Source organism: Butyricicoccus pullicaecorum DSM 23266, from assembly GCF_900167005.1.
Classification (GTDB): Bacteria; Bacillota; Clostridia; order Oscillospirales; family Butyricicoccaceae; genus Butyricicoccus; species Butyricicoccus pullicaecorum.
The window spans coordinates 67,884-87,659 of sequence record NZ_FUXW01000008.1 but is presented as its reverse complement, the minus strand read 5'-3'; the positions used below and the strand labels follow the sequence as shown (position 1 = coordinate 87,659).

Below are 19,776 nucleotides of genomic sequence, written 5' to 3'. Positions count from 1 at the left end.
TTCCGGACTCTGCGGAGTCCGGCTCAGGGCTCTGCCCTGAGAACCCGCAGCCTTTGAAAAGGCTGGCGAAACTTTCAGTTAGGGGTGCGGTGGTTTTGGGCGAAAAAAAATCAGTTCACCTGGGAGCACGCCTCAGGTGAACTGACCTTTATGCGTTAACCTTTACAAGAAAGCGTTAACGCCTGACACTTTGAACTTATACCAGCTCGATGATTGCCATCTCAGCGCAGTCACCACGACGGGGACCGGTCTTGATGATGCGGGTGTAACCACCGTTACGCTCAGCGTACTTCGGAGCAATCTCAGAGAACAGCTTTGCAACAACAGCTTCCTTGGTAACGAAAGCCATAGCCTGACGGCGGGTTGCCAGGGTGTTCTTCTTGCCCAGGGTGATCATCTTCTCGCACAGGGGAGCGACTTCCTTTGCACGTGCCAGGGTGGTCTCGATTCTGCCGTTCTCCAGCAGGAAAGTTACCATTGCACGCAGCATCGCCATACGGTGTTCGGTCGTGCGGCCGAGCTTACGATTTGCTGCCATGTTCGTGTACCTCCATATATAGGTCAATAGATATAAAGCGACGGCGCGGCAAAACGCCGCCGCTTTCGTGCTAAATTACCAGGGCGCTCCTGATCTTGTCAGCAAGCGCGTGGGCCGGGGAAACTTATTCCTCGGACTTGGCAAGCGACAGACCCATTGCCTCCAGCTTGCCGATGACTTCCTCGAGCGACTTGCGTCCGAGGTTTCTTACCTTCATCATGTCCTCTTCCGAGGTGTTGATGAGGTCCTCTACCGTGTTGATACCAGCACGCTTGAGGCAGTTGAACGAACGTACCGAGAAGTCCAGCTCTTCGATGGTCATCTCCAGTACCTTGTCGTGCTGTGCCTCCGCCTTCTCTACGACGGTAGACTTCGAGCCGATCTCCTCCGAGAGATCAACAAACAGGTCAAGGTGATCGCGCAGAACCTTTGCACCCAGAGAAACTGCGTCACGCGCATGGATGGTGCGGTCGGTCCAGATCTCCAGCGTCAGCTTGTCGTAGTCGGTCGTGTTGCCGACACGGGTGTTCTCTACGGTATAGTTTACCTTGTACACCGGGGTGTAAATCGAGTCCACCGGAATGACGCCGATCGCGTTCTGATTCTGCTTGTTGCGCTCTGCCGGAACGTATCCGCGGCCGGATGCCAGGGTGATCTCCATAGACAGGCGCGCGTCGCTCATCAGGGTCGCAATATGCAGGTCCGGGTTCAGGATCTCGACCTCGCCATCCGAATGGATGTCACCGGCCTTGACCTCGCCTTCGCCTGCGGCTTCGATATAGACGGTCTTCGGACCATCGCAGTAAAGCTTGGCAATGATGCCCTTTACATTGAGGACGATCTCAGTTACGTCCTCCTTCACACCGGGAATGGTGGAAAACTCATGCTGCACGCCAGCGATTTTGATGGAGGTCGCGGCAGTGCCCGGGAGGGACGACAGCAGGATGCGGCGCAGGGAGTTACCCAGCGTCGTGCCATAGCCTCGCTCCAGCGGCTCTACGACGAATCTGCCATAGGAGCCGTCTTCTGCCAGCTCCTCGCAATCAATGCGCGGCTTTTCAATTTCGATCATTGTAAGATACCCTCCTTTTCATGCGGCCAATTCACTTGTAATATCGATGGAAATTTCACGCGCCCCGCGATAATCGCGGCAGCGCGTAAAAGAAATCCAAGGAAATAAGGGTTTGGCTTATTTGGAGTACAGCTCGACGATCAGGTGCTCGGCTACCTCGTAGTCGATGTCGTCACGAGCAGGCATTGCAACGATCTTGCCCTCGAAGGAGTCGTTTGCCTTTTCAATCCACTTCGGGCAAGCCTTCTTGCCGTTCTCCTCGAGCAGAGTCTTGAACTTGGTCGAGGTGCGGGACTTCTCGCATACTGCAACAACGTCGCCCAGCTTTACCTGGTAGGAAGCGATGTTGACGCGCTTGCCGTTTACGGTGAAGTGTGCGTGGCTAACCAGCTGGCGAGCCTCACGACGGGTGTTTGCAAAACCCATGCGGTAAACGGTGTTGTCCAGGCGGCGCTCCAGCTCCTGCAGCAGGATCTCACCGGTGATGCCCTGCTTCTTCTCAGCCTTCTCGTAGTACTTACGGAACTGCTTCTCCAGGACGCCGTAGATGAACTTGACCTTCTGCTTCTCGGTCAGCTGCATGCCGTACTCGGACTGCTTGCGGCGGGACTGCTTCGGGTTGCGCTTGGTCTCCTTGGAGTAACCAAGAACTGCAGGGGAAATGCCCAGGGTCTTACATCTCTTCAGAATGGGCTGCGTATTCTTTGCCATTATTGGTTTCCTCCTTGATTAAACTCTTCTTCTCTTGGGCGGGCGGCAGCCGTTGTGCGGGATCGGGGTAACGTCCTTGATCATGGTTACCTCGAGGCCGGTTGCCTGCAGCGCACGGATGGCTGCCTCACGGCCGGAACCCGGGCCCTTTACGTAGACCTCTACGGTCTTCAGGCCATGCTCCATAGCTGCCTTTGCAGCAGTCTCAGCAGCGGTCTGTGCAGCGTAGGGGGTAGACTTACGAGAGCCACGGAAACCCATCTCACCAGCGGATGCCCAGGACAGAGCGTTGCCGTTGGTGTCGGTGATGGTAACGATGGTATTATTGAAAGAGGAGCGGATATGAGCCGCGCCCTTTTCGATATTCTTGCGCTCGCGACGCTTGGTGCGTACCTGAGCGCCCTTCTTCTGAACCTTAGCCATTTATGCTCCCCTCCTTACTTCTTCTTGTTCGCAATGGTCTTCTTCGGGCCCTTGCGGGTACGTGCGTTGGTCTTGGTGCGCTGACCGCGAACCGGCAGGCCACGGCGATGACGCAGGCCGCGGTAGCAGCCGATCTCAACCAGACGCTTGATGTTGAGGCCGATCTCACGGCGCAGGTCACCCTCTACGGTGTAGCCGTGCTCGATGCACTCACGCAGCTTTGCTGCTTCTTCCTCAGTCAGATCCTTAACGCGGGTGTCCGGGTTGATACCGGTCTTGGTCAGGATTTCGTTGGACAGCTTCCGTCCGATGCCGTAGATGTAGGTCAGGCCGATCTCTACGCGCTTCTCACGCGGAAGGTCAACACCGGCAATACGTGCCATTTACATTTACCTCCAAAGTATCTTGCTGGGACGTGTGTGCGGTAACCAGTCTAAGGGCCGTCCCCGCCCTTGTAGCGCCGTGCGCCTGGGCGCACGTGCTTGTTGGTACCGTCGCTTGTATATTGGGGATTCCGTTTGGATTCCCCACACAAAGAAGCGCCGGAGACAGAACTTTGCTTGCCTCCGTGTGGGATACAGCCGCACGTTCTGCGACCAGGGGTCTTTTTGCTTCCCTGCCGCAGCCGTTTGCGGAGCGCTCTAATCCAAGGGTTCGTCCCTTAAATTAGCCCTGCTTCTGCTTGTGCTTCGGGTTCTGGCAGATGACCATTACGCGGCCCTTGCGGCGAATGATCTTGCACTTTTCACAGATCGGCTTTACAGACGGTCTTACTTTCATGAGAATAAACCTCCATCAGATAATAGATCGGTGGTGGATAACGGCTCCGCGGTCACGTTGGAGCCTCCGCCCGCCTTTTCATCACAAAGGGCGTCTTACTTGGAACGCCAGGTGATGCGGCCGCGGGTCAGGTCGTAGGGCGACATCTGCACGGTGACCTTGTCGCCGGGTAAAATGCGGATAAAGTTCATGCGGAGCTTACCCGAGATGTGCGCCAGGATCTTGTGCCCGTTGGGCAGCTCGACCTGGAACATCGCATTGGGCAGCGCCTCTATGACGGTACCTTCCAGCTCAATTACGTCGTCTTTAGCCATGTTCGCTTTCCCTTTCTTGGTCAGTGTTTTGGTTCTCACCTGCCCAGATGGACAGGGCTTTCCGGATATCGCTGTTGGTGAGTCGTCCGGTTGTCAGAAGCTTTTCCCGGGTGCGTTCGTCGCAGTGTGCGACAAACGTGGTGTGTCTGCGCTTTTTGCGCTTGGGCTTTTCCGCCCGGCGCAGCTTGCCGTTTGCAAGCCAGAGGAAGTTCTCCTCCTCGCGCACGACCAGCATCACTTCGTCCCGGTCGCGTCCGGCCAGCGAGATCACCAGGTCAGATACATGGGAACACATGGTCACAGCACCTCGCCGTCGATGGCCGTCAGGATTTCCGGCTCGCCATCGGTAATGGCGATCGTGTTTTCATAGTGTGCCGACAGCTTGCCGTCCTTAGTCTTGACGGTCCAGCCGTCAGACAGAACGCGCACGTCGTACACACCGGCGTTTACCATCGGCTCGACCGCAAGGGTCATACCTCTTTGCAGGCGGACGCCATGTCCCGGGCGGCCGAAGTTCGGAACTTCGGGCGACTCGTGGAGCTGGCGGCCAACGCCGTGACCTACGAAGGAGCGGACGACAGAGAACCCGTTGGCCTGGGCGTAGGCTTGCACCGCGGCCGAGATATCGGAAACGCGGCAGCCCTCTCGGGCAAACTTGATGCCCTCATAGAAGCTCTGCCGGGTTACCTCGATCAGCCGCTTGGCCTCTTCGGAGACCTCCCCGCACGGTACTGTGCACGCACAGTCGCCGTGGAAGCCGCCGATATAGGCACCAACGTCAATCTTTACGATATCGCCCGAGCGGACGACCCGCTTTTTGGAAGGGATACCGTGAATGACCTCGTCATTGATCGATACACAGGCGCTCGCCGGAAAGCCGCCGTAACCGAGGAAGGAGGGCTTAGCGCCCGCCTCCTCGATGGTCTTGCGGACAATCCGGTCGATGTCGTCCGTGGTAACCCCGGGAGCGACCGCGTCATACGCTGCCTTCCGCGCCAGGGCGGTGATCCGGCAGGCGACGCGCATGCGCTCCAGTTGTTCATTCGTTTTGATTGGAATCATATCTTACAGACCCAGCGCCTGGCATGCCAGAATCTTGGTCTGCTCAATGCCCTGTGCGCCGTCGATGCTCTTGAGCTTGCCCTGTGCGCCGTAGTAGTCCTTCAGCGGCTCGGTCTGCTCGTGATAGGTCGCAAGACGATGCTTGACCACGTCCGGCTTGTCGTCCTTGCGGATGTGCAGCGTATCGCCGCAGACGTCGCAGACGCCTTCCTGCTTGGGCGGGTTCGCCTTGATGTGGTAGGTCGCGCCGCACTTGAGGCAGACGCGGCGGCCGGTCATGCGGCCTTCGATGACCGCGTCATCAACTTCGAGCGACAGCGCGCAGTCGATAGATGCGATCTGGTCGAGTGCCTCGGCCTGCGGGATGGTGCGCGGGAAACCGTCCAGGATGAAGCCGTTTTTGCAGTCATCCTGAGCGATGCGACCCTGCAGCAGGTCGATGACGAGCTGATCGGGTACCAGCTGGCCGGCATCCATAAATGCCTTAGCCTTCTGGCCAAGCTCAGTTTTATTGGCAATGGCCTCGCGCAGGATGTTGCCGGTCGAAACCGACGGAACGCCCATCTTTTCGATCAGATAGGACGCGAGCGTGCCCTTGCCGGCGCCAGGAGCGCCTAAAAGAATCAGATTCACAGAAAATGCCCCCTAAATTACTCCAAGAAGCCCTTGTGGTGACGCATCATCATCTGTGCCTCGAGCTGCTTGACAGTCTCAAGCGCAACGCCGACGACGATGATGACCGAGGTGCCGCCCAGTGCAACATTGCGCAGGTTGGAGTTGAATGCGCCAATGATGAGCGGAACCAGCGCGACGACGCACAGGAAGATCGCGCCAACAAAGACAACCTTGCCCAGTGCCTTCATGATGAAGTCGGACGTGGGCTTGCCGGGACGGAAGCCCGGGATATAACCGCCGTTCTTCTTCAGGTTGTTCGCAATCTCGATGGGATTAAACTGAATCGAAGCGTAGAAGTACGAGAAACCGAAGATCATAACCGCATAGAGTGCGATATAGAACGGGGAAGTCTGCTGGAACAGGCTCATAATCGAGGCTCCGACCGTGCCTGCCTCGGGATTCCAGAACATCTGGATGGTCGCCGGCAGAGACAGGATCGAAGACGCGAAGATGATCGGCATAACGCCGGTTGCGTTGACCTTGATCGGCAGGTGAGTCGACTGGCCACCGTACATCTTGCGGCCCACGACGCGCTTTGCGTACTGGATCGGGATGCGGCGCTCAGCATTCGACATGTAGACGATGAATACAACCATCGCCAGACCGACAAGGATCATAAGGATGCCGATGACTGCGGAAGTCTTGAACAGCTGCATAACTGCAGTTGCCAGAGAAGGACCGCGGGAGATAATGCCCGCGAAAAGGATGATCGAGATACCGTTGCCGATACCGTTCTGGGTGATGTGCTCGCCCATCCACATAATCAGCGCAGTACCTGCGGTAAACGCCATGATGATGACGATTGCAGCCCAGACGCCGGTCTCGGTCAGCAGACCCCAGCTCTTAAGCAGCATGTAGTAGGAGAAGCCCTGAACGAAGCCGAGCAGAACGGCAACGTAGCGCGTCCAGCTTGCGATCTTCTTCTGGCCTTCCTCACCGCCGTCCTTGACCATGTGCTCGAGAGCAGGGATGGCAACGGTCAGCAGCTGCAGGATAATCGATGCGTTGATATAGGGAGTGATGCCCATTGCGAAGATGGTCGCATTGGACAGGCCGCCGCCGGTGAAGACATCCATGAAGCTCAGAAGCGAGCCGTTGGAGGTCTGCTGCTCAAAAACCTGAGACAGCATGGCGAAATCTACGAACGGAACCGGGATAGAAGAACCGAGGCGGAAGATGAAGACAATGAACAGAGTGTACAGAATCTTCTTACGCAGTTCTGCGACCCGCCACGCATTCTTGATGGTCTCGAGCACCTTAGATCACCTCGGCCTTTCCGCCTGCCTTCTCGATCTTCTCCTTTGCGGAAGCAGAGAATGCCGCAGCCTTTACGGTAAGGCTCTTGGTCAGCTCGCCGTTGCCAAGGATCTTGACGCCGTCGAGTGCCTTAGAGATGACACCGGTCTCGAGCAGCAGCTCGGTGGTAACCTCGGTGCCGTTCTCGAAACGCTCCAGAGCGGAAACGTTAACCGGTGCGTAGGTGGTGCCGAAGATGTTGTTGAAACCGCGCTTGGGCAGACGGCGTGCCAGAGGCATCTGGCCACCCTCAAAGCCCGGGCGAACGCCGCCGCCGGAGCGAGCCCACTGGCCCTTGTGACCGCGGCCTGCGGTCTTGCCGTTACCGGAACCAGCGCCACGACCCTTGCGGTATGCCTTCTTGGTAGAACCCAGAGCGGGCTGTAAGTCCTGAAGCTTCATGTCGTTACGCCTCCTCTACGATTTCGATGAGGTAGCCGATCTGAGCCAGCTTGCCGCGGGTTGCAGCGTTGTCCGGCTGAACGGTTACGTCGTTGATTTTCTTAAGACCCAGAGCGTGAGCGGTCGCGATGTGCTGCTGCTTGCGGCCTGCCAGGCTCTTTTTGAGGGTAATCTGAATGTTTGCCATGTCTATTACCCCTCCTATTACAGTTCGTTTACGTCTTTGCCGCGAACTGCTGCAACCTCAGCTGCATTGCGCAGGCTCTTGAGGCCCTCGATGGTTGCGGTTACAACGTTCTGCGGATTGTTGGAACGCAGGCACTTGGTACGGATATCCTTAATGCCAGCTGCCTCAACGACAGCACGGACAGCGCCGCCTGCGATAACACCGGTACCAGGAGCAGCGGGCTTCATCAGCACGCGGCCTGCACCGAACTCACCGATTACCTCGTGGGGAATGCTGGTGCCCTTGAGGGAAATCTTGATGAGGTTCTTCTTTGCATCCTCAATACCCTTGCGGATAGCGTCGGGAACTTCGGAGGCCTTGCCCAGACCGAAGCCAACGGTGCCCTTGCCGTCGCCTACGACTACGAGAGCCGCAAACTTGAAGATACGACCGCCCTTAACAGTCTTGGATACGCGATTGAGAGCGACGACGGTTTCCTTGAACTCGTCCTCTCTCTTCTCGTTACGATCAAACTTAGCCATGTTTTACCTCCTCCCGACTTAAAACTGAAGGCCGCCCTCGCGAGCGCCCTCTGCGAGTTCCTTCACGCGGCCGTGGTACAGATAGCCACCGCGGTCAAATACGACATTCTCGATGCCCTTTGCCTTGCAGCGCTCTGCTACCAGCAGACCGACCTTCTTTGCAGCGTCCTTGTTGCCGCCGTACTCGGTGAAGTCCTTCTCAATCGTCGAAGCGGAGACGAGGGTCACGCCGGCTACGTCGTCGATCACCTGTGCATAGATGTTCTTTGCGCTTCTGTATACGTCAAGACGGGGGCACTGAGCGGTGCCGGAGATCTTGCCGCGTACTCTCTTATGGCGCTTCAGGCGCGCCTTGTTAGAATCCTTCTTAGAAACCATTTAAGCACACTCTCCTTTCTTACTTCTTCTTGCCGCCGGTCTTGCCTTCCTTGCGGCGGATGTGCTCATCAACGTACTTGATGCCCTTGCCCTTATACGGCTCCGGCGGACGCTTCTCGCGTACTTCCGCTGCAAACTGGCCGACCTTCTGCTTGTCGGGACCGGAAATGATGATCTTGTTGGGGTTCGGAACCTCGATGGAGATGCCGTCGATCTCGCTCATAACAACCTGATGAGAGAAACCGAGGTTCATGACCAGATCCTTGCCCTGCTTGGCAACACGGTAACCTACGCCGTTAACGTCCAGCTCCTTCTTGAAGCCCTCGGTTACGCCGACAACCATGTTGTGGATCAGGGTGCGGGTCAGGCCATGCAGTGCGCGGTTCTGCTTCTCGTCGTTCGGACGGGTAACAACGATCTCGTTGTTCTCAACAGCAACCTGCATGTTCGGATGAAGCTCGCGGGTCAGGGTTTCCTTAGCGCCCTTAACCGTAATGACATTGCCGTCCAGGGTGACAGTAACACCAGCGGGGATGGCAATAGGCATTCTACCAATTCTCGACATTGTGAATTACCTCCTTACCATACGAACGCCAGGACTTCGCCGCCGACGTTCAGCTCGCGAGCCTTCTTGTCGGTCATGACGCCCTTGGACGTAGAAATGATGGCAACGCCCAGGCCGCGGAGAACCTTGGGCAGCTCCTGTGCACCAGCGTAGACGCGCAGGCCGGGCTTGGATACACGCTTGATGCCGGTGATTGCCTTCTGGCGGTTTGCACCGTACTTCAGGGTGATGCGGATGAGGCCCTGGTTGCCGTTGTCAACGAGCTGGAAAGCCTTGATGTAGCCCTCGTCGAGCAGGATCTGCGCGATGGACTTCTTCATCTTGGACGCCGGTACGTCAACGGTCTCGTGACGAGCAGCGCCCGCGTTGCGGATGCGGGTCAGCATATCCGCAATCGGATCAGTGATCTGCATTACTTTTGCTCCTTTCAGAAGTTTGGCGGTACTTCGTGTGGGTTCGCCCACGGGTTGCCGCCCACTTTTCTTACTAACGCTGCCGTGACCTTTTCACGGCAGGTGCTGGGGAAAAATATAAAAATCGATGGTCTGTTTTTGACCAGACCATCGATAATTATAACACAGTAAGAGCCCGTCCGCAATGGAAATTATGCCGATTTTTGCGCAGAAAATTCCCTTTGGGCGGGTCAAAATGTTATAACGGCAGGTCGGCCGTTTTTTGCGCTCCACAGACCGCGCCGGATGAAAACCGGTTGACGGCCTTTGGGCGGGCAGTGCTTAAAAATGGCACCGCGCTCGGCCTCAAAATTGAGGCTGGCAGTTAAGCGTGCATCGCACGTCTACAACATATTATATCAAAGATACGCCCGGGGTTGCAAGATTTTTTTCGCGCGATTTCGCACAATTTTGCAGGAAGTTTTTGGGCAGTTTGACCGGATGACCAAGCGTACCCACCATCTTATCAATTGACTTTTTCACCGCTTTGTATTATAGTAAGGATAGAAAAAGGGCGCGTTACCGGCAGACGGTTACGCCCTCATCTTATCGTTCAAAAATGACCGCTAAGTTTGCGAGGCTTGGGCGGTCATTTTGCATATGTAAGGAATAATCCGGCGAACAATACGACAAAAATCGCAATGCGCAGCATCTTTGCATACACAGCGTTCACCTCCTTTCCTTTCGGAATGAGGCAAACTTCACCTCCCTTCCCACAGGGAATGGAGGACATAACCGCCTACCGTAGATTTCGATAACGCGCTGAAAAGTAATTTTTCCTGTCGTTTATCTTATCATATTGTCGCGCCATATGCAACAATTCCTTATATCACAGTATCATCCTTGCTCGGTCAAGGCCCGAAATCCATGCACCGATACCATTTCTACAATACAAAAGGCACCTTTCGGTGCCTTTTTCTTATTTTTATGTCCGTTGGGCGATTTTATAGTCAACTTCGACCGAGCCGGTCTCCCCTGCCGGTTTGGCCTCGAACAGGTAGTCGGTCTTTTCCCATCTGACTTCTGCCGAAATATGCCCCTCGGTGCCCGGTTCGATCACACGTGCGCCCGTGCGGTTGATCGTGATTTCGACGGGGTCAAAACCCTCGTTGCGAATCCAGAAATTCACCGTTCCGCCATGCTCGGCGGTCAGCGACTGCGTCAGTTCCAGCCCTCTCCAGGACGAAGTGCCCTCGGTCAGGGCTGCGTCTGGGTCTGTCAGCGGCTCGGTCGGTGTTTTGCCCGGTACGCCTACCTGTCCAATCGCCATCAGTGCGCCCCAAACGCTTACAATGCACAGCGCACCGGCTGCGACTCCGGTTATCACATATCGATACAAAATCAAAACACCTCTTTCTTTCCTGATTCCCGGGAAATATCTATTACCTCTATCATGTATGATTTTTGCAGAAATTGCAAGACAGATCGGTTAAAATTGTGTTAAAACCCGTAAAATGCTATATAGCAGAAAAGGCGCCTTACGGCGCCTTTTTCCACAGTCAGGATATAACAAATGATTGACTGAACAGTGCTTGTCCACTGTCCAGCGGAATGACCAGACGATATGTCCCCGCACGAAGTGCCGGGTATTCATTCAAGGAAAATGTTCCCTGTGTGCTTCCCTCGTCCGGGCACTCTCGCCCAATGGCGGTATATGAACGCTCCGAAGCGCGACGGCTCAACCGCGTCAGCACTTCCACCCAAGTTCCGTCCTTCTGATATTCCAGAGCCATTTGCTCACCAAACAGCAAATCTGCGCCACTCTCGTTGTACATGCCCCAGTCCAGCTGCGTCTGGTCAGGTTGTATCTGCCAAGTTACGCCGCTCACTGGCACAGCCGACGCATACTCACTCGGCGCAGTGCGAAACGACCGCGTCCAGACAAAAAGCCCGACAATCAAGACAGTACATGCTGCAACTGTCACAATCGACACCGTTCGACGCAATGTAAACACCTCTCTGATTTTTTCTTTATTATATAATGTACGAAATATCCTGTCAATCGCTTTCTGAAATGACTCCTTGAAACACAAAAAAGCCGCACAGCATGTACTGTGCGACTTTGTATACCTTGAAAAAGTTTACTTTACTGACTCAAGTCCACGAAACCCGAAATGTAGCGTTGCCACCCATTCCCTCTGTGACCTCTGCGGTGATATAAAACTCATCAAATGCATCCCGGTCAATGGATACCGCCGCTGCGTCGCCAAGCGGTAGGGTCTCTACTTTGACGATCTCGTCAGATTGCTCCCCACTCTGGTAAATTCTAATTTTTACCTTTTCCGGCCCGCCTGTTCCTTGAAAAACAACTGCAACTTTTGTTGCATCATTGATAGGTGCTCTGCAAATTTCCTTTTCCGTACCATTGTTGCCCAAGGAGACTCGATAATCCTCTTCCCGACACGTCATTTGCTTCTTCTGCTCCGCGACAAGATCTTTTTGCCGCATATAAATCCCTGCTTGTGCTGTACCTGCACACAGCAGTACCCCACAGAGTATCGCACTGATTTTGCGTATCGTATGCTTTGTCATAAAAATCACTCCTTAAACAATCCTGCCGATGCAAAAACACCACTTGATGGATGCCACGCGGCTTTGTATCATGTGCGGTCAATCCTGTTGAGCGATCTTATATTCGATATCAATATCGCCGCCGTTTTCAGCTGTCTTATCTCTGATCCCATTAAAACCGCTATACCATGGCTGCGATCCGGTTTCTTTATCTATATTATACGTTTCCCCCCTCTGCAAATACAATTAAGCCCAGCTTAAGATTTGCTTAAGAATTATTTAAGATTTTGATTTCTGGCAACACAAAAAAGCCGCACAGCGTATGCTGTGCGGCTTTGTATAATCGCTTAAATCGCGGGGCTTACCAGGAAGCCTTGCGAACGCCCGGGATCTGACCCTTGTAAGCCAGCTCACGGAAGCAGATACGGCAGATACCGAAATCACGCAGGTAAGCGTGCGGACGGCCGCAGATCTTGCAGCGGTTGTACTGACGAGTCGAGAACTTCGGAGTCTTCTGCTGCTTGAGTACCATTGCCTTCTTAGCCATTGAATTCTCCTCCTTCTTACTTCGCGAACGGAGCGCCCATCAGGGTCAGCAGCTCGCGAGCTTCTTCGTCAGTGTTGGCAGTGGTGCAGATGATGATATCCATACCACGAACCTTGTCGATCTGATCGTAGGAGATTTCCGGGAAAATCAGCTGCTCCTTCAGGCCGAATGCGTAGTTGCCGCGGCCGTCGAAAGAGTTAGCGGAGATACCGCGGAAGTCACGTACACGGGGCAGAGCCACGTTGAACAGACGATCCAGGAACTCCCACATGCGGTCGGAGCGCAGGGTAACCTTTGCGCCTACCGGCATGCCCTCACGGAGCTTGAAGTTTGCAACCGACTTCTTAGCAGTGGTAACAACTGCCTTCTGGCCGGTGATGGTGGTCAGGTCGCGGACAACTGCCTCGAGAACCTTAGCATTGCCGTTTGCTTCCTTGCCGCAGCCGCAGTTAACGATGATCTTGTCGATCTTCGGGATCTGCATGGTGCTCTTGTACTCGAACTTCTTCATCAGAGCAGGTGCAACCTCTGCGACGTACTTATCTTTCAGTCTGGGCATAAGTTAAACCTCCTCCTTAAATGGTCTCGCCGCACTTCTTGCAAACGGCAACCTTCTGGCCGTTCTCAAGAATCTTGGCAGCGGGGCGGGTGGGCTTGCCGCACTTCGGGCAAACCTTCATCAGCTTGCAAGCGCGCAGTGCGCCCTCGCGCTTTACGATGCCGCCGGTCTCACCCTGGCGGCGGGGCTTCTGGTGGCAGGTGATCATGTTGACACCCTCTACGACTACCATGCCCTTCTTCGGGTTAACGGACAGAACCTTGCCCTGCTTGCCCTTCTCCTTACCGGAGAGGACAACTGCGGTGTCGCCCGTCTTGAGATGCAGAGTATTCATGTTTCGGGGACCTCCTTACAGTACTTCGGGAGCCAGAGACAGGATCTTCATGTAGTCCTTGTCGCGCAGCTCGCGTGCAACGGGCCCAAAGATACGGGTACCTCTGGGGTTCTTATCTTCCTTGATGATGACAGCCGCGTTCTCGTCGAAGCGGATGTAGCTGCCGTCCGCGCGGCGCAGGCCCTTTACAGAGCGGACGATAACAGCCTTGACAACGTCGCCCTTCTTGACGCCGCCGCCCGGGGTTGCCTTGCGGACGGAGCAGACGATAACGTCGCCGATGTTGCCGTACTTACGGGTGGAGCCGCCGAGAACACGAATGCACTTCAGCTCCTTTGCGCCGCTGTTGTCAGCCGCGCGCAGAAAAGTTTCCTGCTGAATCATGTGTGCGCTCCTCCTTACTTAGCCTTCTCGATCACTTCGACCAGTCTCCAGCGCTTGTCCTTGGACAGCGGGCGGGTCTCCATAACCTTAACCTTATCGCCGATCTTGCACTCGTTGTTCTCGTCGTGTGCCTTCAGCTTGTAGGTTCTCTTCATAACCTTCTTATACAGAGGATGCTGAACGCTGTCCTCGATAGCAACGACAATGGTCTTGTCCATCTTGTCGGATACGACCTTGCCGACTCTGGTCTTGCGTAACGCTCTCTCGCTCAACTTCGCTTACCTCCCTTACTTGCCCGCAAGCTGAAGCTCGCGGAGAACGGTGTTGACACGCGCGATATCGCGCTTAACCTCGGAAATCTTGTTGGTGTTGTCAAGCTGGTTGGTAGCATGCTGAAGTCTCAGGTTAAAGAGGTCCTTCTTCAGCTCCGCGATCTTGGTCTCGAGCTCAGCGGCGCTCATCTCTCTAATCTCTTTTGCCTTCATCATTCTTCACCACCAATCTTAGTCTCACGGGCTACAAACTTGGTCTTGACCGGCAGCTTGTGGCTAGCCAGACGCAGTGCCTCACGAGCAACTTCCTCGGAAACACCAGCGATCTCGAAGAGAACGCGGCCCGGCTTAACAACAGCTACCCAGTACTCCGGAGAGCCCTTACCGGAACCCATTCGGGTCTCAGCAGGCTTCTCGGTAACCGGCTTGTCGGGGAAAATCTTGATCCAGACCTTACCACCACGCTTGGTGTAACGGGTCATAGCGATACGGGCTGCCTCGATCTGGTTCGAGGTGATCCATGCGGGCTCAGTTGCCGCAATGCCGAAATCACCGTATGCAACGAAGTTGCCGCGGGAAGCCTTGCCCTTCAGGCGGCCTCTGTGTACGCGACGATATTTAACTCTCTTGGGGAGCAGCATTAGCGGTTGCCTCCTTCCTGACGCGGTGCGCGACGACGGTCACCGTTGCGACGGTCGCCATTGCGGCGGTCGCGGCGGTCGCGGCGCTCGAAAGCGGGCTTCGGAGCCTCGATCGAACGGCCCAGACGGGGACCGCCGGTCAGGACTTCGCCCTTGTAAATCCAAACCTTGACACCGATCTTACCATAGGTGGTGTTTGCCTCAGCAAAACCGTAGTCGATGTCTGCACGCAGAGTCTGCAGCGGGATAGTACCCTCATGGTAGTGCTCGGTACGTGCGATTTCTGCACCGCCCAGACGGCCGGAGCAGCAGGTCTTGATGCCCTTCGCACCCATGCGCATTGCGCGGCCCATGGACTGCTTCATTGCGCGGCGGAAGGAGATACGCTTCTCCAGCTGAGAAGCGATGTTCTCTGCAACCAGCTGAGCGTTGGTGTCGGGGTTCTTCAGCTCGATGATGGAGATCTTGACCGGCTTTGCGATCATCTTGCTCATCTCAGCCTGCAGCTTCTCGATCAGCTCGCCGCCCTTGCCGATAACCAGGCCCGGACGTGCAACCTGAAGGATGATCTTAACGTCCTTCTGGGTACGCTCGATCTCGATTGCTGCAACGCCTGCGTCGTACAGCTTCTTCTTCAGAACCTTACGGATGTTGTAGTCTTCCACGAGGAGATCGCCGAACTGTGCGTCCTTTGCGAACCAACGGGAATCCCAATTCTTGATTACGCCTACACGGAGACCGTGCGGATTAACTTTCTGGCCCATTGTTTAACCTCCCCTTATTCTTTCTCTGCGAGAACCAGAGTGACATGAGAGGTTCTCTTCAGGATGCGGAATGCACGGCCCTGTGCACGCGGCATAACGCGCTTCATGATCGGGCCAGGTGCTACATGGACTTCCTTGACATACAGCTTGTCGGTGTCCATGCCGTGGTTGTTCTCTGCGTTAGCAACAGCGCTCTTGAGCAGCTTTGCCATAACCTCAGAGGCAGCCTTCGGGGTGTTCATAATGATAGCCATTGCGGTGCCAGCGTCCTTACCGCGGATGAGGTCACAGATGAGCTTCATCTTGCGGGGGGTCATGCGGACATTTCTAACAATTGCTCTTGCTTCCATTTGTTCTTACCTCCCCTTACTTACCGTTGTTGGAGGTCTTGCTGCCCGCGTGGCCCTTGTAGGTACGGGTCGGCGCGAACTCGCCCAGCTTATGACCTACCATGTCTTCGGTCACATATACCGGAACGTGCTTGCGGCCGTCATGCACTGCGATGGTGTGGCCAACGAATTCCGGGAAAATGGTGGAGGCACGAGACCAGGTCTTAACGACCTTCTTTTCGCCTGCCTCGTTCATTGCAACGACTCTTTTGTAAAGCTCAGGAGCCACAAAAGGGCCCTTCTTAATGCTTCTGCCCATGTTTTAAGTCTCCTTTCCTTACTTGCCGTTACGACGCTTGACAATCTGCTTGTCGGTGCGGTGATTCTTCTTGCGGGTCTTGTAACCCATAGCCGGCTTGCCCCACGGGGTAACCGGAGAGGGACGGCCGATCGGGCTCTTACCCTCACCACCACCATGCGGGTGATCGCAGGGGTTCATAACAGAACCGCGGACGGTCGGGCGGATACCCATGTGACGGGTACGGCCAGCCTTACCCAGCTGAACGTTGGAGTGATCCTGGTTGCCGACCTGGCCGATGGTAGCCTTGCAGTCGAGGCGAACGTAACGAACTTCGCCGGAGGGCAGGCGAACCTGTGCCTTGCCGTTCTCCTTTGCCATCAGCTGTGCAGCAACGCCTGCGGAGCGAACCAGCTGCGCACCCTTGCCAGGATACAGCTCGATGTTGTGGATGATGGTACCAACCGGGATGTTAGCGATCGGCAGGCAGTTGCCGGGCTTGATGTCCGCGGTTGCGGAAGATACGACCTTGTCGCCGATCTTCAGACCCTCGGGAGCGAGGATATATGCCTTAACGCCATCCTCGTACTGGATGAGCGCGATGTTAGCAGAACGGTTCGGATCGTACTCCAGGGTCATGACGGTAGCGGGCATCTCCATCTTCTGACGCTTGAAGTCGATGATACGGTACTTCTGCTTGTTGCCGCCGCCATGATGACGGACGGTGATGCGGCCGTAGCTGTTGCGGCCGGCGGTCTTCTTGAGCTTTACGAGAAGGCTCTTCTCGGGCTTCACCTTAGACAGACCCTTGAAAGACAGAACGGTCATGTTTCTGCGGGACGGGGTCGTCGGGTTGAAAGTCTTGATCGCCATTTGATTTCAACTCCTTAAATCATATGCTTTCTTATCGGGGTGCTTTCCCCATAACCGGACTCCGGGAGTCCTTTTGCGGTGGAGGACACTTTTCTGCATCCTCCGCGCCGCGTCCGAACGGTTTCCCTCTCCTATTTAAGAGTGGGACGCGCCGGAACTTACATCATGTTCTCGAAGATCTCGATCTTCTTGGAATCGTCGGTCAGGGTGACGATTGCCTTCTTCTTAGCAGCGGTCTTGCCGGTGTAAACGCCCATGCGCTTCCACTTGCCGGGCAGCTTGATGGTGTTAACCTTAGCAACCTTTACGCCGAAGATCTCTTCGATCGCCTTCTTGATCTCGATCTTGCCTGCGCCGGGAGCAACCTCGAACACGTACTTGTTCTCAGCCAGACCGGACATGGAACGCTCGGTGATAACAGGCTTTCTGATTACGTCATGTGCGAATTTCATTATGCGTATACCTCCTCGAGCTTCTGTACCGCATCCTTGTCCATGATGAACATGTCAGCGTTGAGGATGTCGTAAACATTGAGGGTGGACGCGATGGTGGTGCGAACGCCCGGGATGTTAGCAGCGGACTTTACGATGTTCTTGCGAACCTCGGGGGTAACAACCAGAGCCTTGCCGGTGGACTCAACAGACTTGAGGAAACCAGCGAAAGTCTTGGTCTTGATCTCGCCCATATCCAGACCGTCAACGACGATCATCTCGCCTGCCTGAGCCTTAGCGGACAGTGCGGACAGCATTGCCAGGCGCTTCAGCTTCTTGTTCAGGCTGTAGCGGTAAGAACGGGGCTTGGGGCCCAGAGCGATACCGCCGTGAGTCCACTGGGGTGCACGGATCGAGCCCTGACGAGCGCGGCCGGTGCCCTTCTGGCGCCACGGCTTGATGCCGCCGCCACGAACCTCGGAGCGGGTGAGCGTGGACTGAGTACCCTGACGGCAGTTAGCCAGGTAGTTCTTGACTGCTGCGTGCATCGCGGGTACGTTGGGCTCGATGCCGAATACTGCGGCGTTGAGCTCCATCTCGCCGGTCTGCTGACCGGCCATATTGTAAACCTTAACGGTAGGCATGACTTATTTCCTCCTCCCCTTACTTTCTGGCCGAAGCCTTCTGCGGGTTCTTGCTGACTGCAGCAGCCGGACCCTTAGCAACGCGGTTGTTCTTGACGGTATTCTTCAGGAATACGATACCGCCCTTGGGGCCGGGGATTGCGCCACGAACAGCGATCAGGTTCATCTCTGCGTCAACCTTGACAACGTCCAGGTTCTGGATGGTAACCTGCTCAGCGCCCAGGTGACCAGGCATCATCTTGCCCTTCATGATCTTGGACGGATCAGAGCAAGCGCCCATGGAACCCTGATGGCGATGCATCGGGCCAGCACCGTGGCTCATCGGGGAGCGGCCTGCGTTCCAGCGCTTGATAACGCCAGCGTAGCCCTTACCCTTGGAGATACCGGTTACGTCTACGTAATCGCCCTCTGCGAACATATCAGCCTTGATGGTGTCGCCGACCTGGAACATGGAGCAGTCGTCGAAACGGAACTCCTTCAGGTACTTCTTGACAGCCTCGCCAGCCTTCTTCAGGTGGCCCATCTGCGGCTTGTTGAGCTTCTTTTCCTTAACGTCCTGGAAGCCCATCTGTACAGCGTTGTAGCCTTCCTTTTCCTCGGTCTTGAGCTGAGTTACGACGCAGGGACCTGCCTCGATGACGGTAACCGGGATTACCTTGCCCTCAGCGTCGAAGATCTGGGTCATACCAATCTTCTTGCCGATGATTGCTTTCTTCATACGTTTTTCCTCCTTAAAGGTTATTGGTTGACGGGCGGAACCGCCAACTTGACCCCGCCGCTCCAGATGGCGGCTAGGTGAACAACCCGCGGATTGGGTTAAAGTCCGCGGAGTGTGTGCGAAAGTGAGATAATTTTAAATCGTTTCAGACTAGGCGCACGCGAGGCCGCGTATTTGGGATACCTGGCGCAGCGTGCAACGACGTATCAAACGATTTAGAGCTTGATCTCGATCTCTACGCCTGCCGGCAGATCCAAGGTCATCAGAGACTCAACAGTCTTCTGAGCCGGGTTCAGGATGTCGATCAGACGCTTGTGGGTGCGGCGCTCAAACTGCTCGCGGGAATCCTTGTACTTGTGTACTGCGCGCAGGATGGTGACGATCTCCTTCTCGGTCGGCAGCGGGATCGGGCCGGAAACCTTAGCGCCGGTGCGCTTAGCGGTCTCTACGATCTTCTCTGCGGACTGGTCGATCAGCTCGTGGTCGTATGCCTTCAGGCGAATACGGATCTTTTCAGCGTTTGCCATTTTGGATTTTCCTCCTCGTATTTTGCAGTCGTACATGCAATGCAATGTACCGACCCGTTACGGAGAGAAACTGCAACCCCGCCCGGTGTATCACCTCAGGGCATGAAAATAACCGGAAGTGCACGCAAAGGTGCCGGGGTCCGGTTTAACAAAAGCGCAAGTGGTTCGTGCCATCGGCTGACCGGCGCACGCGCCGATAGTCCCGAATTTACGCAGGAACATTGTGCTTACTTGATAAGCAGTTGTCTCAACCGCCCGATTGTCGGACCTACTCCGCCGAAGTTACCTGGTTTCTACCAGCAATCTCCGGCATCATCGCTCTTGCCTGTTCTCACAGGTGCGTTAATAGTCTACCGCATCGGACGCGCAATGTCAAGAGGTTTTTCAAATTTTTTTGAACTTTTTCGCGGCGCTTGTCTACCCTGTAATCAAATTTGGCCTTGATTACAAACTGTACATCGGATTCGCCGCGCCCTCGCCCGGGCGCGCAGATCGGCACCGAAAAAACCGGTCGTACTGCCGCACTGAGCGCCCGAACCGTAGAAAACCGATACTCGGCTCGCAGTCG

35 protein-coding genes are annotated in these 19,776 nt (G+C 55.4%); all 35 read right to left on the bottom strand.

The window, feature by feature from the left end:
* Positions 1–196 precede the first annotated feature (196 nt).
* Positions 197–538 (bottom strand): 50S ribosomal protein L17, encoded by a 342-nt coding sequence (rplQ, locus tag B5D52_RS12020; protein ID WP_016148763.1) that lies wholly within the window; start codon positions 536–538, stop codon positions 197–199.
* 124 nt (positions 539–662) lie between these two features.
* Positions 663–1,610 (bottom strand): DNA-directed RNA polymerase subunit alpha, encoded by a 948-nt coding sequence (locus B5D52_RS12015; protein ID WP_016148764.1) that lies wholly within the window; start codon positions 1,608–1,610, stop codon positions 663–665.
* A 117-nt stretch (positions 1,611–1,727) separates the two neighbouring features.
* Positions 1,728–2,321, bottom strand: a complete 594-nt coding sequence (rpsD, locus tag B5D52_RS12010) for a 30S ribosomal protein S4 (RefSeq protein WP_016148765.1) — start codon at positions 2,319–2,321, stop codon at positions 1,728–1,730.
* 18 nt (positions 2,322–2,339) lie between these two features.
* Positions 2,340–2,744 (bottom strand): 30S ribosomal protein S11, encoded by a 405-nt coding sequence (gene rpsK, locus B5D52_RS12005; protein ID WP_016148766.1) that lies wholly within the window; start codon positions 2,742–2,744, stop codon positions 2,340–2,342.
* A 14-nt stretch (positions 2,745–2,758) separates the two neighbouring features.
* Positions 2,759–3,127, bottom strand: coding sequence for a 30S ribosomal protein S13 (gene rpsM, locus B5D52_RS12000; RefSeq protein ID WP_016148767.1), 369 nt, complete (start codon positions 3,125–3,127; stop codon positions 2,759–2,761).
* 283 nt (positions 3,128–3,410) lie between these two features.
* Complete coding sequence (gene rpmJ / locus B5D52_RS11995; protein WP_016148768.1) at positions 3,411–3,524, bottom strand: 50S ribosomal protein L36; 114 nt, start codon at positions 3,522–3,524, stop codon at positions 3,411–3,413.
* Positions 3,525–3,619: 95 nt separating this feature from the next.
* Complete coding sequence (gene infA / locus B5D52_RS11990) at positions 3,620–3,838, bottom strand: translation initiation factor IF-1 (protein ID WP_016148769.1); 219 nt, start codon at positions 3,836–3,838, stop codon at positions 3,620–3,622.
* The gene (locus tag B5D52_RS11985) at positions 3,831–4,133 is read right to left on the bottom strand and encodes a KOW domain-containing RNA-binding protein (RefSeq protein WP_016148770.1); all 303 of its coding nucleotides are present in this window, start codon (positions 4,131–4,133) and stop codon (positions 3,831–3,833) included. The genes infA and B5D52_RS11985 overlap by 8 nt, the downstream gene beginning before the upstream one ends.
* A 2-nt stretch (positions 4,134–4,135) precedes the next feature.
* Positions 4,136–4,900 carry a type I methionyl aminopeptidase gene (map, locus tag B5D52_RS11980; protein WP_016148771.1) on the bottom strand — a complete coding sequence of 255 codons (765 nt, stop codon included), beginning with the start codon at positions 4,898–4,900 and terminating at the stop codon, positions 4,136–4,138.
* Between the two features lie 3 nt (positions 4,901–4,903).
* Complete coding sequence (locus B5D52_RS11975) at positions 4,904–5,533, bottom strand: adenylate kinase (RefSeq protein WP_016148772.1); 630 nt, start codon at positions 5,531–5,533, stop codon at positions 4,904–4,906.
* A gap of 17 nt (positions 5,534–5,550) precedes the next feature.
* Entirely contained in the window at positions 5,551–6,831 is a 1,281-nt protein-coding gene (gene secY, locus B5D52_RS11970) for a preprotein translocase subunit SecY (protein WP_016148773.1), read from the bottom strand.
* 1 nt (position 6,832) lies between these two features.
* On the bottom strand, positions 6,833–7,273 hold the full coding sequence (gene rplO, locus B5D52_RS11965; RefSeq protein ID WP_016148774.1) for a 50S ribosomal protein L15: 441 nt from the start codon (positions 7,271–7,273) through the stop codon (positions 6,833–6,835).
* 4 nt (positions 7,274–7,277) lie between these two features.
* Positions 7,278–7,460: a 50S ribosomal protein L30 gene (gene rpmD / locus B5D52_RS11960; protein ID WP_016148775.1), complete on the bottom strand. Its 183-nt coding sequence runs from the start codon at positions 7,458–7,460 to the stop codon at positions 7,278–7,280.
* 17 nt (positions 7,461–7,477) lie between these two features.
* Positions 7,478–7,981 carry a 30S ribosomal protein S5 gene (rpsE, locus tag B5D52_RS11955; protein ID WP_016148776.1) on the bottom strand — a complete coding sequence of 168 codons (504 nt, stop codon included), beginning with the start codon at positions 7,979–7,981 and terminating at the stop codon, positions 7,478–7,480.
* Between the two features lie 18 nt (positions 7,982–7,999).
* Positions 8,000–8,359 carry a 50S ribosomal protein L18 gene (gene rplR, locus B5D52_RS11950; RefSeq protein ID WP_016148777.1) on the bottom strand — a complete coding sequence of 120 codons (360 nt, stop codon included), beginning with the start codon at positions 8,357–8,359 and terminating at the stop codon, positions 8,000–8,002.
* Between the two features lie 19 nt (positions 8,360–8,378).
* Positions 8,379–8,924, bottom strand: a complete 546-nt coding sequence (gene rplF, locus B5D52_RS11945) for a 50S ribosomal protein L6 (RefSeq protein ID WP_016148778.1) — start codon at positions 8,922–8,924, stop codon at positions 8,379–8,381.
* A 14-nt stretch (positions 8,925–8,938) separates the two neighbouring features.
* Positions 8,939–9,337 carry a 30S ribosomal protein S8 gene (gene rpsH, locus B5D52_RS11940; protein WP_016148779.1) on the bottom strand — a complete coding sequence of 133 codons (399 nt, stop codon included), beginning with the start codon at positions 9,335–9,337 and terminating at the stop codon, positions 8,939–8,941.
* A 964-nt stretch (positions 9,338–10,301) separates the two neighbouring features.
* Complete coding sequence (locus B5D52_RS11935; RefSeq protein WP_147535138.1) at positions 10,302–10,703, bottom strand: hypothetical protein; 402 nt, start codon at positions 10,701–10,703, stop codon at positions 10,302–10,304.
* A gap of 172 nt (positions 10,704–10,875) precedes the next feature.
* Complete coding sequence (locus tag B5D52_RS11930) at positions 10,876–11,310, bottom strand: immunoglobulin-like domain-containing protein (RefSeq protein ID WP_147535140.1); 435 nt, start codon at positions 11,308–11,310, stop codon at positions 10,876–10,878.
* 160 nt (positions 11,311–11,470) lie between these two features.
* Positions 11,471–11,908 (bottom strand): hypothetical protein, encoded by a 438-nt coding sequence (locus B5D52_RS11925; RefSeq protein WP_016148783.1) that lies wholly within the window; start codon positions 11,906–11,908, stop codon positions 11,471–11,473.
* 340 nt (positions 11,909–12,248) lie between these two features.
* Positions 12,249–12,434 carry a type Z 30S ribosomal protein S14 gene (locus B5D52_RS11920; protein ID WP_016148784.1) on the bottom strand — a complete coding sequence of 62 codons (186 nt, stop codon included), beginning with the start codon at positions 12,432–12,434 and terminating at the stop codon, positions 12,249–12,251.
* 16 nt (positions 12,435–12,450) lie between these two features.
* Positions 12,451–12,993: a 50S ribosomal protein L5 gene (gene rplE, locus B5D52_RS11915; RefSeq protein ID WP_016148785.1), complete on the bottom strand. Its 543-nt coding sequence runs from the start codon at positions 12,991–12,993 to the stop codon at positions 12,451–12,453.
* Between the two features lie 16 nt (positions 12,994–13,009).
* Positions 13,010–13,327 (bottom strand): 50S ribosomal protein L24, encoded by a 318-nt coding sequence (gene rplX / locus B5D52_RS11910; RefSeq protein WP_016148786.1) that lies wholly within the window; start codon positions 13,325–13,327, stop codon positions 13,010–13,012.
* Between the two features lie 15 nt (positions 13,328–13,342).
* Positions 13,343–13,711: a 50S ribosomal protein L14 gene (rplN, locus tag B5D52_RS11905; protein ID WP_016148787.1), complete on the bottom strand. Its 369-nt coding sequence runs from the start codon at positions 13,709–13,711 to the stop codon at positions 13,343–13,345.
* A gap of 14 nt (positions 13,712–13,725) precedes the next feature.
* Positions 13,726–13,983: a 30S ribosomal protein S17 gene (gene rpsQ / locus B5D52_RS11900; protein WP_016148788.1), complete on the bottom strand. Its 258-nt coding sequence runs from the start codon at positions 13,981–13,983 to the stop codon at positions 13,726–13,728.
* 15 nt (positions 13,984–13,998) lie between these two features.
* Positions 13,999–14,196, bottom strand: a complete 198-nt coding sequence (gene rpmC, locus B5D52_RS11895; RefSeq protein WP_040333023.1) for a 50S ribosomal protein L29 — start codon at positions 14,194–14,196, stop codon at positions 13,999–14,001.
* Positions 14,196–14,624, bottom strand: coding sequence for a 50S ribosomal protein L16 (gene rplP / locus B5D52_RS11890; protein ID WP_016148790.1), 429 nt, complete (start codon positions 14,622–14,624; stop codon positions 14,196–14,198). The genes rpmC and rplP overlap by 1 nt, the downstream gene beginning before the upstream one ends.
* Positions 14,624–15,388 (bottom strand): 30S ribosomal protein S3, encoded by a 765-nt coding sequence (rpsC, locus tag B5D52_RS11885; protein ID WP_016148791.1) that lies wholly within the window; start codon positions 15,386–15,388, stop codon positions 14,624–14,626. Before rpsC ends, rplP begins: the two co-directional genes overlap by 1 nt.
* Before the next feature lie 14 nt (positions 15,389–15,402).
* A complete protein-coding gene (gene rplV, locus B5D52_RS11880) occupies positions 15,403–15,738 on the bottom strand; it encodes a 50S ribosomal protein L22 (protein ID WP_016148792.1) in 336 nt (111 codons plus the stop codon).
* A 16-nt stretch (positions 15,739–15,754) separates the two neighbouring features.
* Positions 15,755–16,036 (bottom strand): 30S ribosomal protein S19, encoded by a 282-nt coding sequence (gene rpsS, locus B5D52_RS11875; RefSeq protein ID WP_016148793.1) that lies wholly within the window; start codon positions 16,034–16,036, stop codon positions 15,755–15,757.
* A gap of 18 nt (positions 16,037–16,054) precedes the next feature.
* Positions 16,055–16,888: a 50S ribosomal protein L2 gene (rplB, locus tag B5D52_RS11870; protein WP_016148794.1), complete on the bottom strand. Its 834-nt coding sequence runs from the start codon at positions 16,886–16,888 to the stop codon at positions 16,055–16,057.
* Between the two features lie 158 nt (positions 16,889–17,046).
* Complete coding sequence (gene rplW, locus B5D52_RS11865; protein WP_016148795.1) at positions 17,047–17,340, bottom strand: 50S ribosomal protein L23; 294 nt, start codon at positions 17,338–17,340, stop codon at positions 17,047–17,049.
* Positions 17,340–17,963, bottom strand: coding sequence for a 50S ribosomal protein L4 (rplD, locus tag B5D52_RS11860; RefSeq protein WP_016148796.1), 624 nt, complete (start codon positions 17,961–17,963; stop codon positions 17,340–17,342). The genes rplW and rplD overlap by 1 nt, the downstream gene beginning before the upstream one ends.
* Positions 17,964–17,982: 19 nt before the next feature.
* Positions 17,983–18,681, bottom strand: a complete 699-nt coding sequence (rplC, locus tag B5D52_RS11855; protein WP_016148797.1) for a 50S ribosomal protein L3 — start codon at positions 18,679–18,681, stop codon at positions 17,983–17,985.
* A 215-nt stretch (positions 18,682–18,896) separates the two neighbouring features.
* Entirely contained in the window at positions 18,897–19,208 is a 312-nt protein-coding gene (gene rpsJ / locus B5D52_RS11850) for a 30S ribosomal protein S10 (protein ID WP_016148798.1), read from the bottom strand.
* Between the last annotated feature and the right edge of the window lie 568 nt (positions 19,209–19,776).

What these genes read in the sequence shown, in the direction of transcription:
- rplQ (WP_016148763.1), bottom strand. Translation starts at nt 538, where the DNA reads ATGGCAGCAAATCGTAAGCTCGGCCGCACGACCGAACACCGTATGGCG.
- B5D52_RS12015 (WP_016148764.1), bottom strand. Translation starts at nt 1,610, where the DNA reads ATGATCGAAATTGAAAAGCCGCGCATTGATTGCGAGGAGCTGGCAGAA.
- rpsD (WP_016148765.1), bottom strand. Translation starts at nt 2,321, where the DNA reads ATGGCAAAGAATACGCAGCCCATTCTGAAGAGATGTAAGACCCTGGGC.
- rpsK (WP_016148766.1), bottom strand. Translation starts at nt 2,744, where the DNA reads ATGGCTAAGGTTCAGAAGAAGGGCGCTCAGGTACGCACCAAGCGTCGC.
- rpsM (WP_016148767.1), bottom strand. Translation starts at nt 3,127, where the DNA reads ATGGCACGTATTGCCGGTGTTGACCTTCCGCGTGAGAAGCGCGTAGAG.
- rpmJ (WP_016148768.1), bottom strand. Translation starts at nt 3,524, where the DNA reads ATGAAAGTAAGACCGTCTGTAAAGCCGATCTGTGAAAAGTGCAAGATC.
- infA (WP_016148769.1), bottom strand. Translation starts at nt 3,838, where the DNA reads ATGGCTAAAGACGACGTAATTGAGCTGGAAGGTACCGTCATAGAGGCG.
- B5D52_RS11985 (WP_016148770.1), bottom strand. Translation starts at nt 4,133, where the DNA reads ATGTGTTCCCATGTATCTGACCTGGTGATCTCGCTGGCCGGACGCGAC.
- map (WP_016148771.1), bottom strand. Translation starts at nt 4,900, where the DNA reads ATGATTCCAATCAAAACGAATGAACAACTGGAGCGCATGCGCGTCGCC.
- rplO (WP_016148774.1), bottom strand. Translation starts at nt 7,273, where the DNA reads ATGAAGCTTCAGGACTTACAGCCCGCTCTGGGTTCTACCAAGAAGGCA.
- rpmD (WP_016148775.1), bottom strand. Translation starts at nt 7,460, where the DNA reads ATGGCAAACATTCAGATTACCCTCAAAAAGAGCCTGGCAGGCCGCAAG.
- rpsE (WP_016148776.1), bottom strand. Translation starts at nt 7,981, where the DNA reads ATGGCTAAGTTTGATCGTAACGAGAAGAGAGAGGACGAGTTCAAGGAA.
- rplR (WP_016148777.1), bottom strand. Translation starts at nt 8,359, where the DNA reads ATGGTTTCTAAGAAGGATTCTAACAAGGCGCGCCTGAAGCGCCATAAG.
- rplF (WP_016148778.1), bottom strand. Translation starts at nt 8,924, where the DNA reads ATGTCGAGAATTGGTAGAATGCCTATTGCCATCCCCGCTGGTGTTACT.
- rpsH (WP_016148779.1), bottom strand. Translation starts at nt 9,337, where the DNA reads ATGCAGATCACTGATCCGATTGCGGATATGCTGACCCGCATCCGCAAC.
- B5D52_RS11925 (WP_016148783.1), bottom strand. Translation starts at nt 11,908, where the DNA reads ATGACAAAGCATACGATACGCAAAATCAGTGCGATACTCTGTGGGGTA.
- B5D52_RS11920 (WP_016148784.1), bottom strand. Translation starts at nt 12,434, where the DNA reads ATGGCTAAGAAGGCAATGGTACTCAAGCAGCAGAAGACTCCGAAGTTC.
- rplE (WP_016148785.1), bottom strand. Translation starts at nt 12,993, where the DNA reads ATGCCCAGACTGAAAGATAAGTACGTCGCAGAGGTTGCACCTGCTCTG.
- rplX (WP_016148786.1), bottom strand. Translation starts at nt 13,327, where the DNA reads ATGAATACTCTGCATCTCAAGACGGGCGACACCGCAGTTGTCCTCTCC.
- rplN (WP_016148787.1), bottom strand. Translation starts at nt 13,711, where the DNA reads ATGATTCAGCAGGAAACTTTTCTGCGCGCGGCTGACAACAGCGGCGCA.
- rpmC (WP_040333023.1), bottom strand. Translation starts at nt 14,196, where the DNA reads ATGAAGGCAAAAGAGATTAGAGAGATGAGCGCCGCTGAGCTCGAGACC.
- rplP (WP_016148790.1), bottom strand. Translation starts at nt 14,624, where the DNA reads ATGCTGCTCCCCAAGAGAGTTAAATATCGTCGCGTACACAGAGGCCGC.
- rpsC (WP_016148791.1), bottom strand. Translation starts at nt 15,388, where the DNA reads ATGGGCCAGAAAGTTAATCCGCACGGTCTCCGTGTAGGCGTAATCAAG.
- rplV (WP_016148792.1), bottom strand. Translation starts at nt 15,738, where the DNA reads ATGGAAGCAAGAGCAATTGTTAGAAATGTCCGCATGACCCCCCGCAAG.
- rpsS (WP_016148793.1), bottom strand. Translation starts at nt 16,036, where the DNA reads ATGGGCAGAAGCATTAAGAAGGGCCCTTTTGTGGCTCCTGAGCTTTAC.
- rplB (WP_016148794.1), bottom strand. Translation starts at nt 16,888, where the DNA reads ATGGCGATCAAGACTTTCAACCCGACGACCCCGTCCCGCAGAAACATG.
- rplW (WP_016148795.1), bottom strand. Translation starts at nt 17,340, where the DNA reads ATGAAATTCGCACATGACGTAATCAGAAAGCCTGTTATCACCGAGCGT.
- rplD (WP_016148796.1), bottom strand. Translation starts at nt 17,963, where the DNA reads ATGCCTACCGTTAAGGTTTACAATATGGCCGGTCAGCAGACCGGCGAG.
- rplC (WP_016148797.1), bottom strand. Translation starts at nt 18,681, where the DNA reads ATGAAGAAAGCAATCATCGGCAAGAAGATTGGTATGACCCAGATCTTC.
- rpsJ (WP_016148798.1), bottom strand. Translation starts at nt 19,208, where the DNA reads ATGGCAAACGCTGAAAAGATCCGTATTCGCCTGAAGGCATACGACCAC.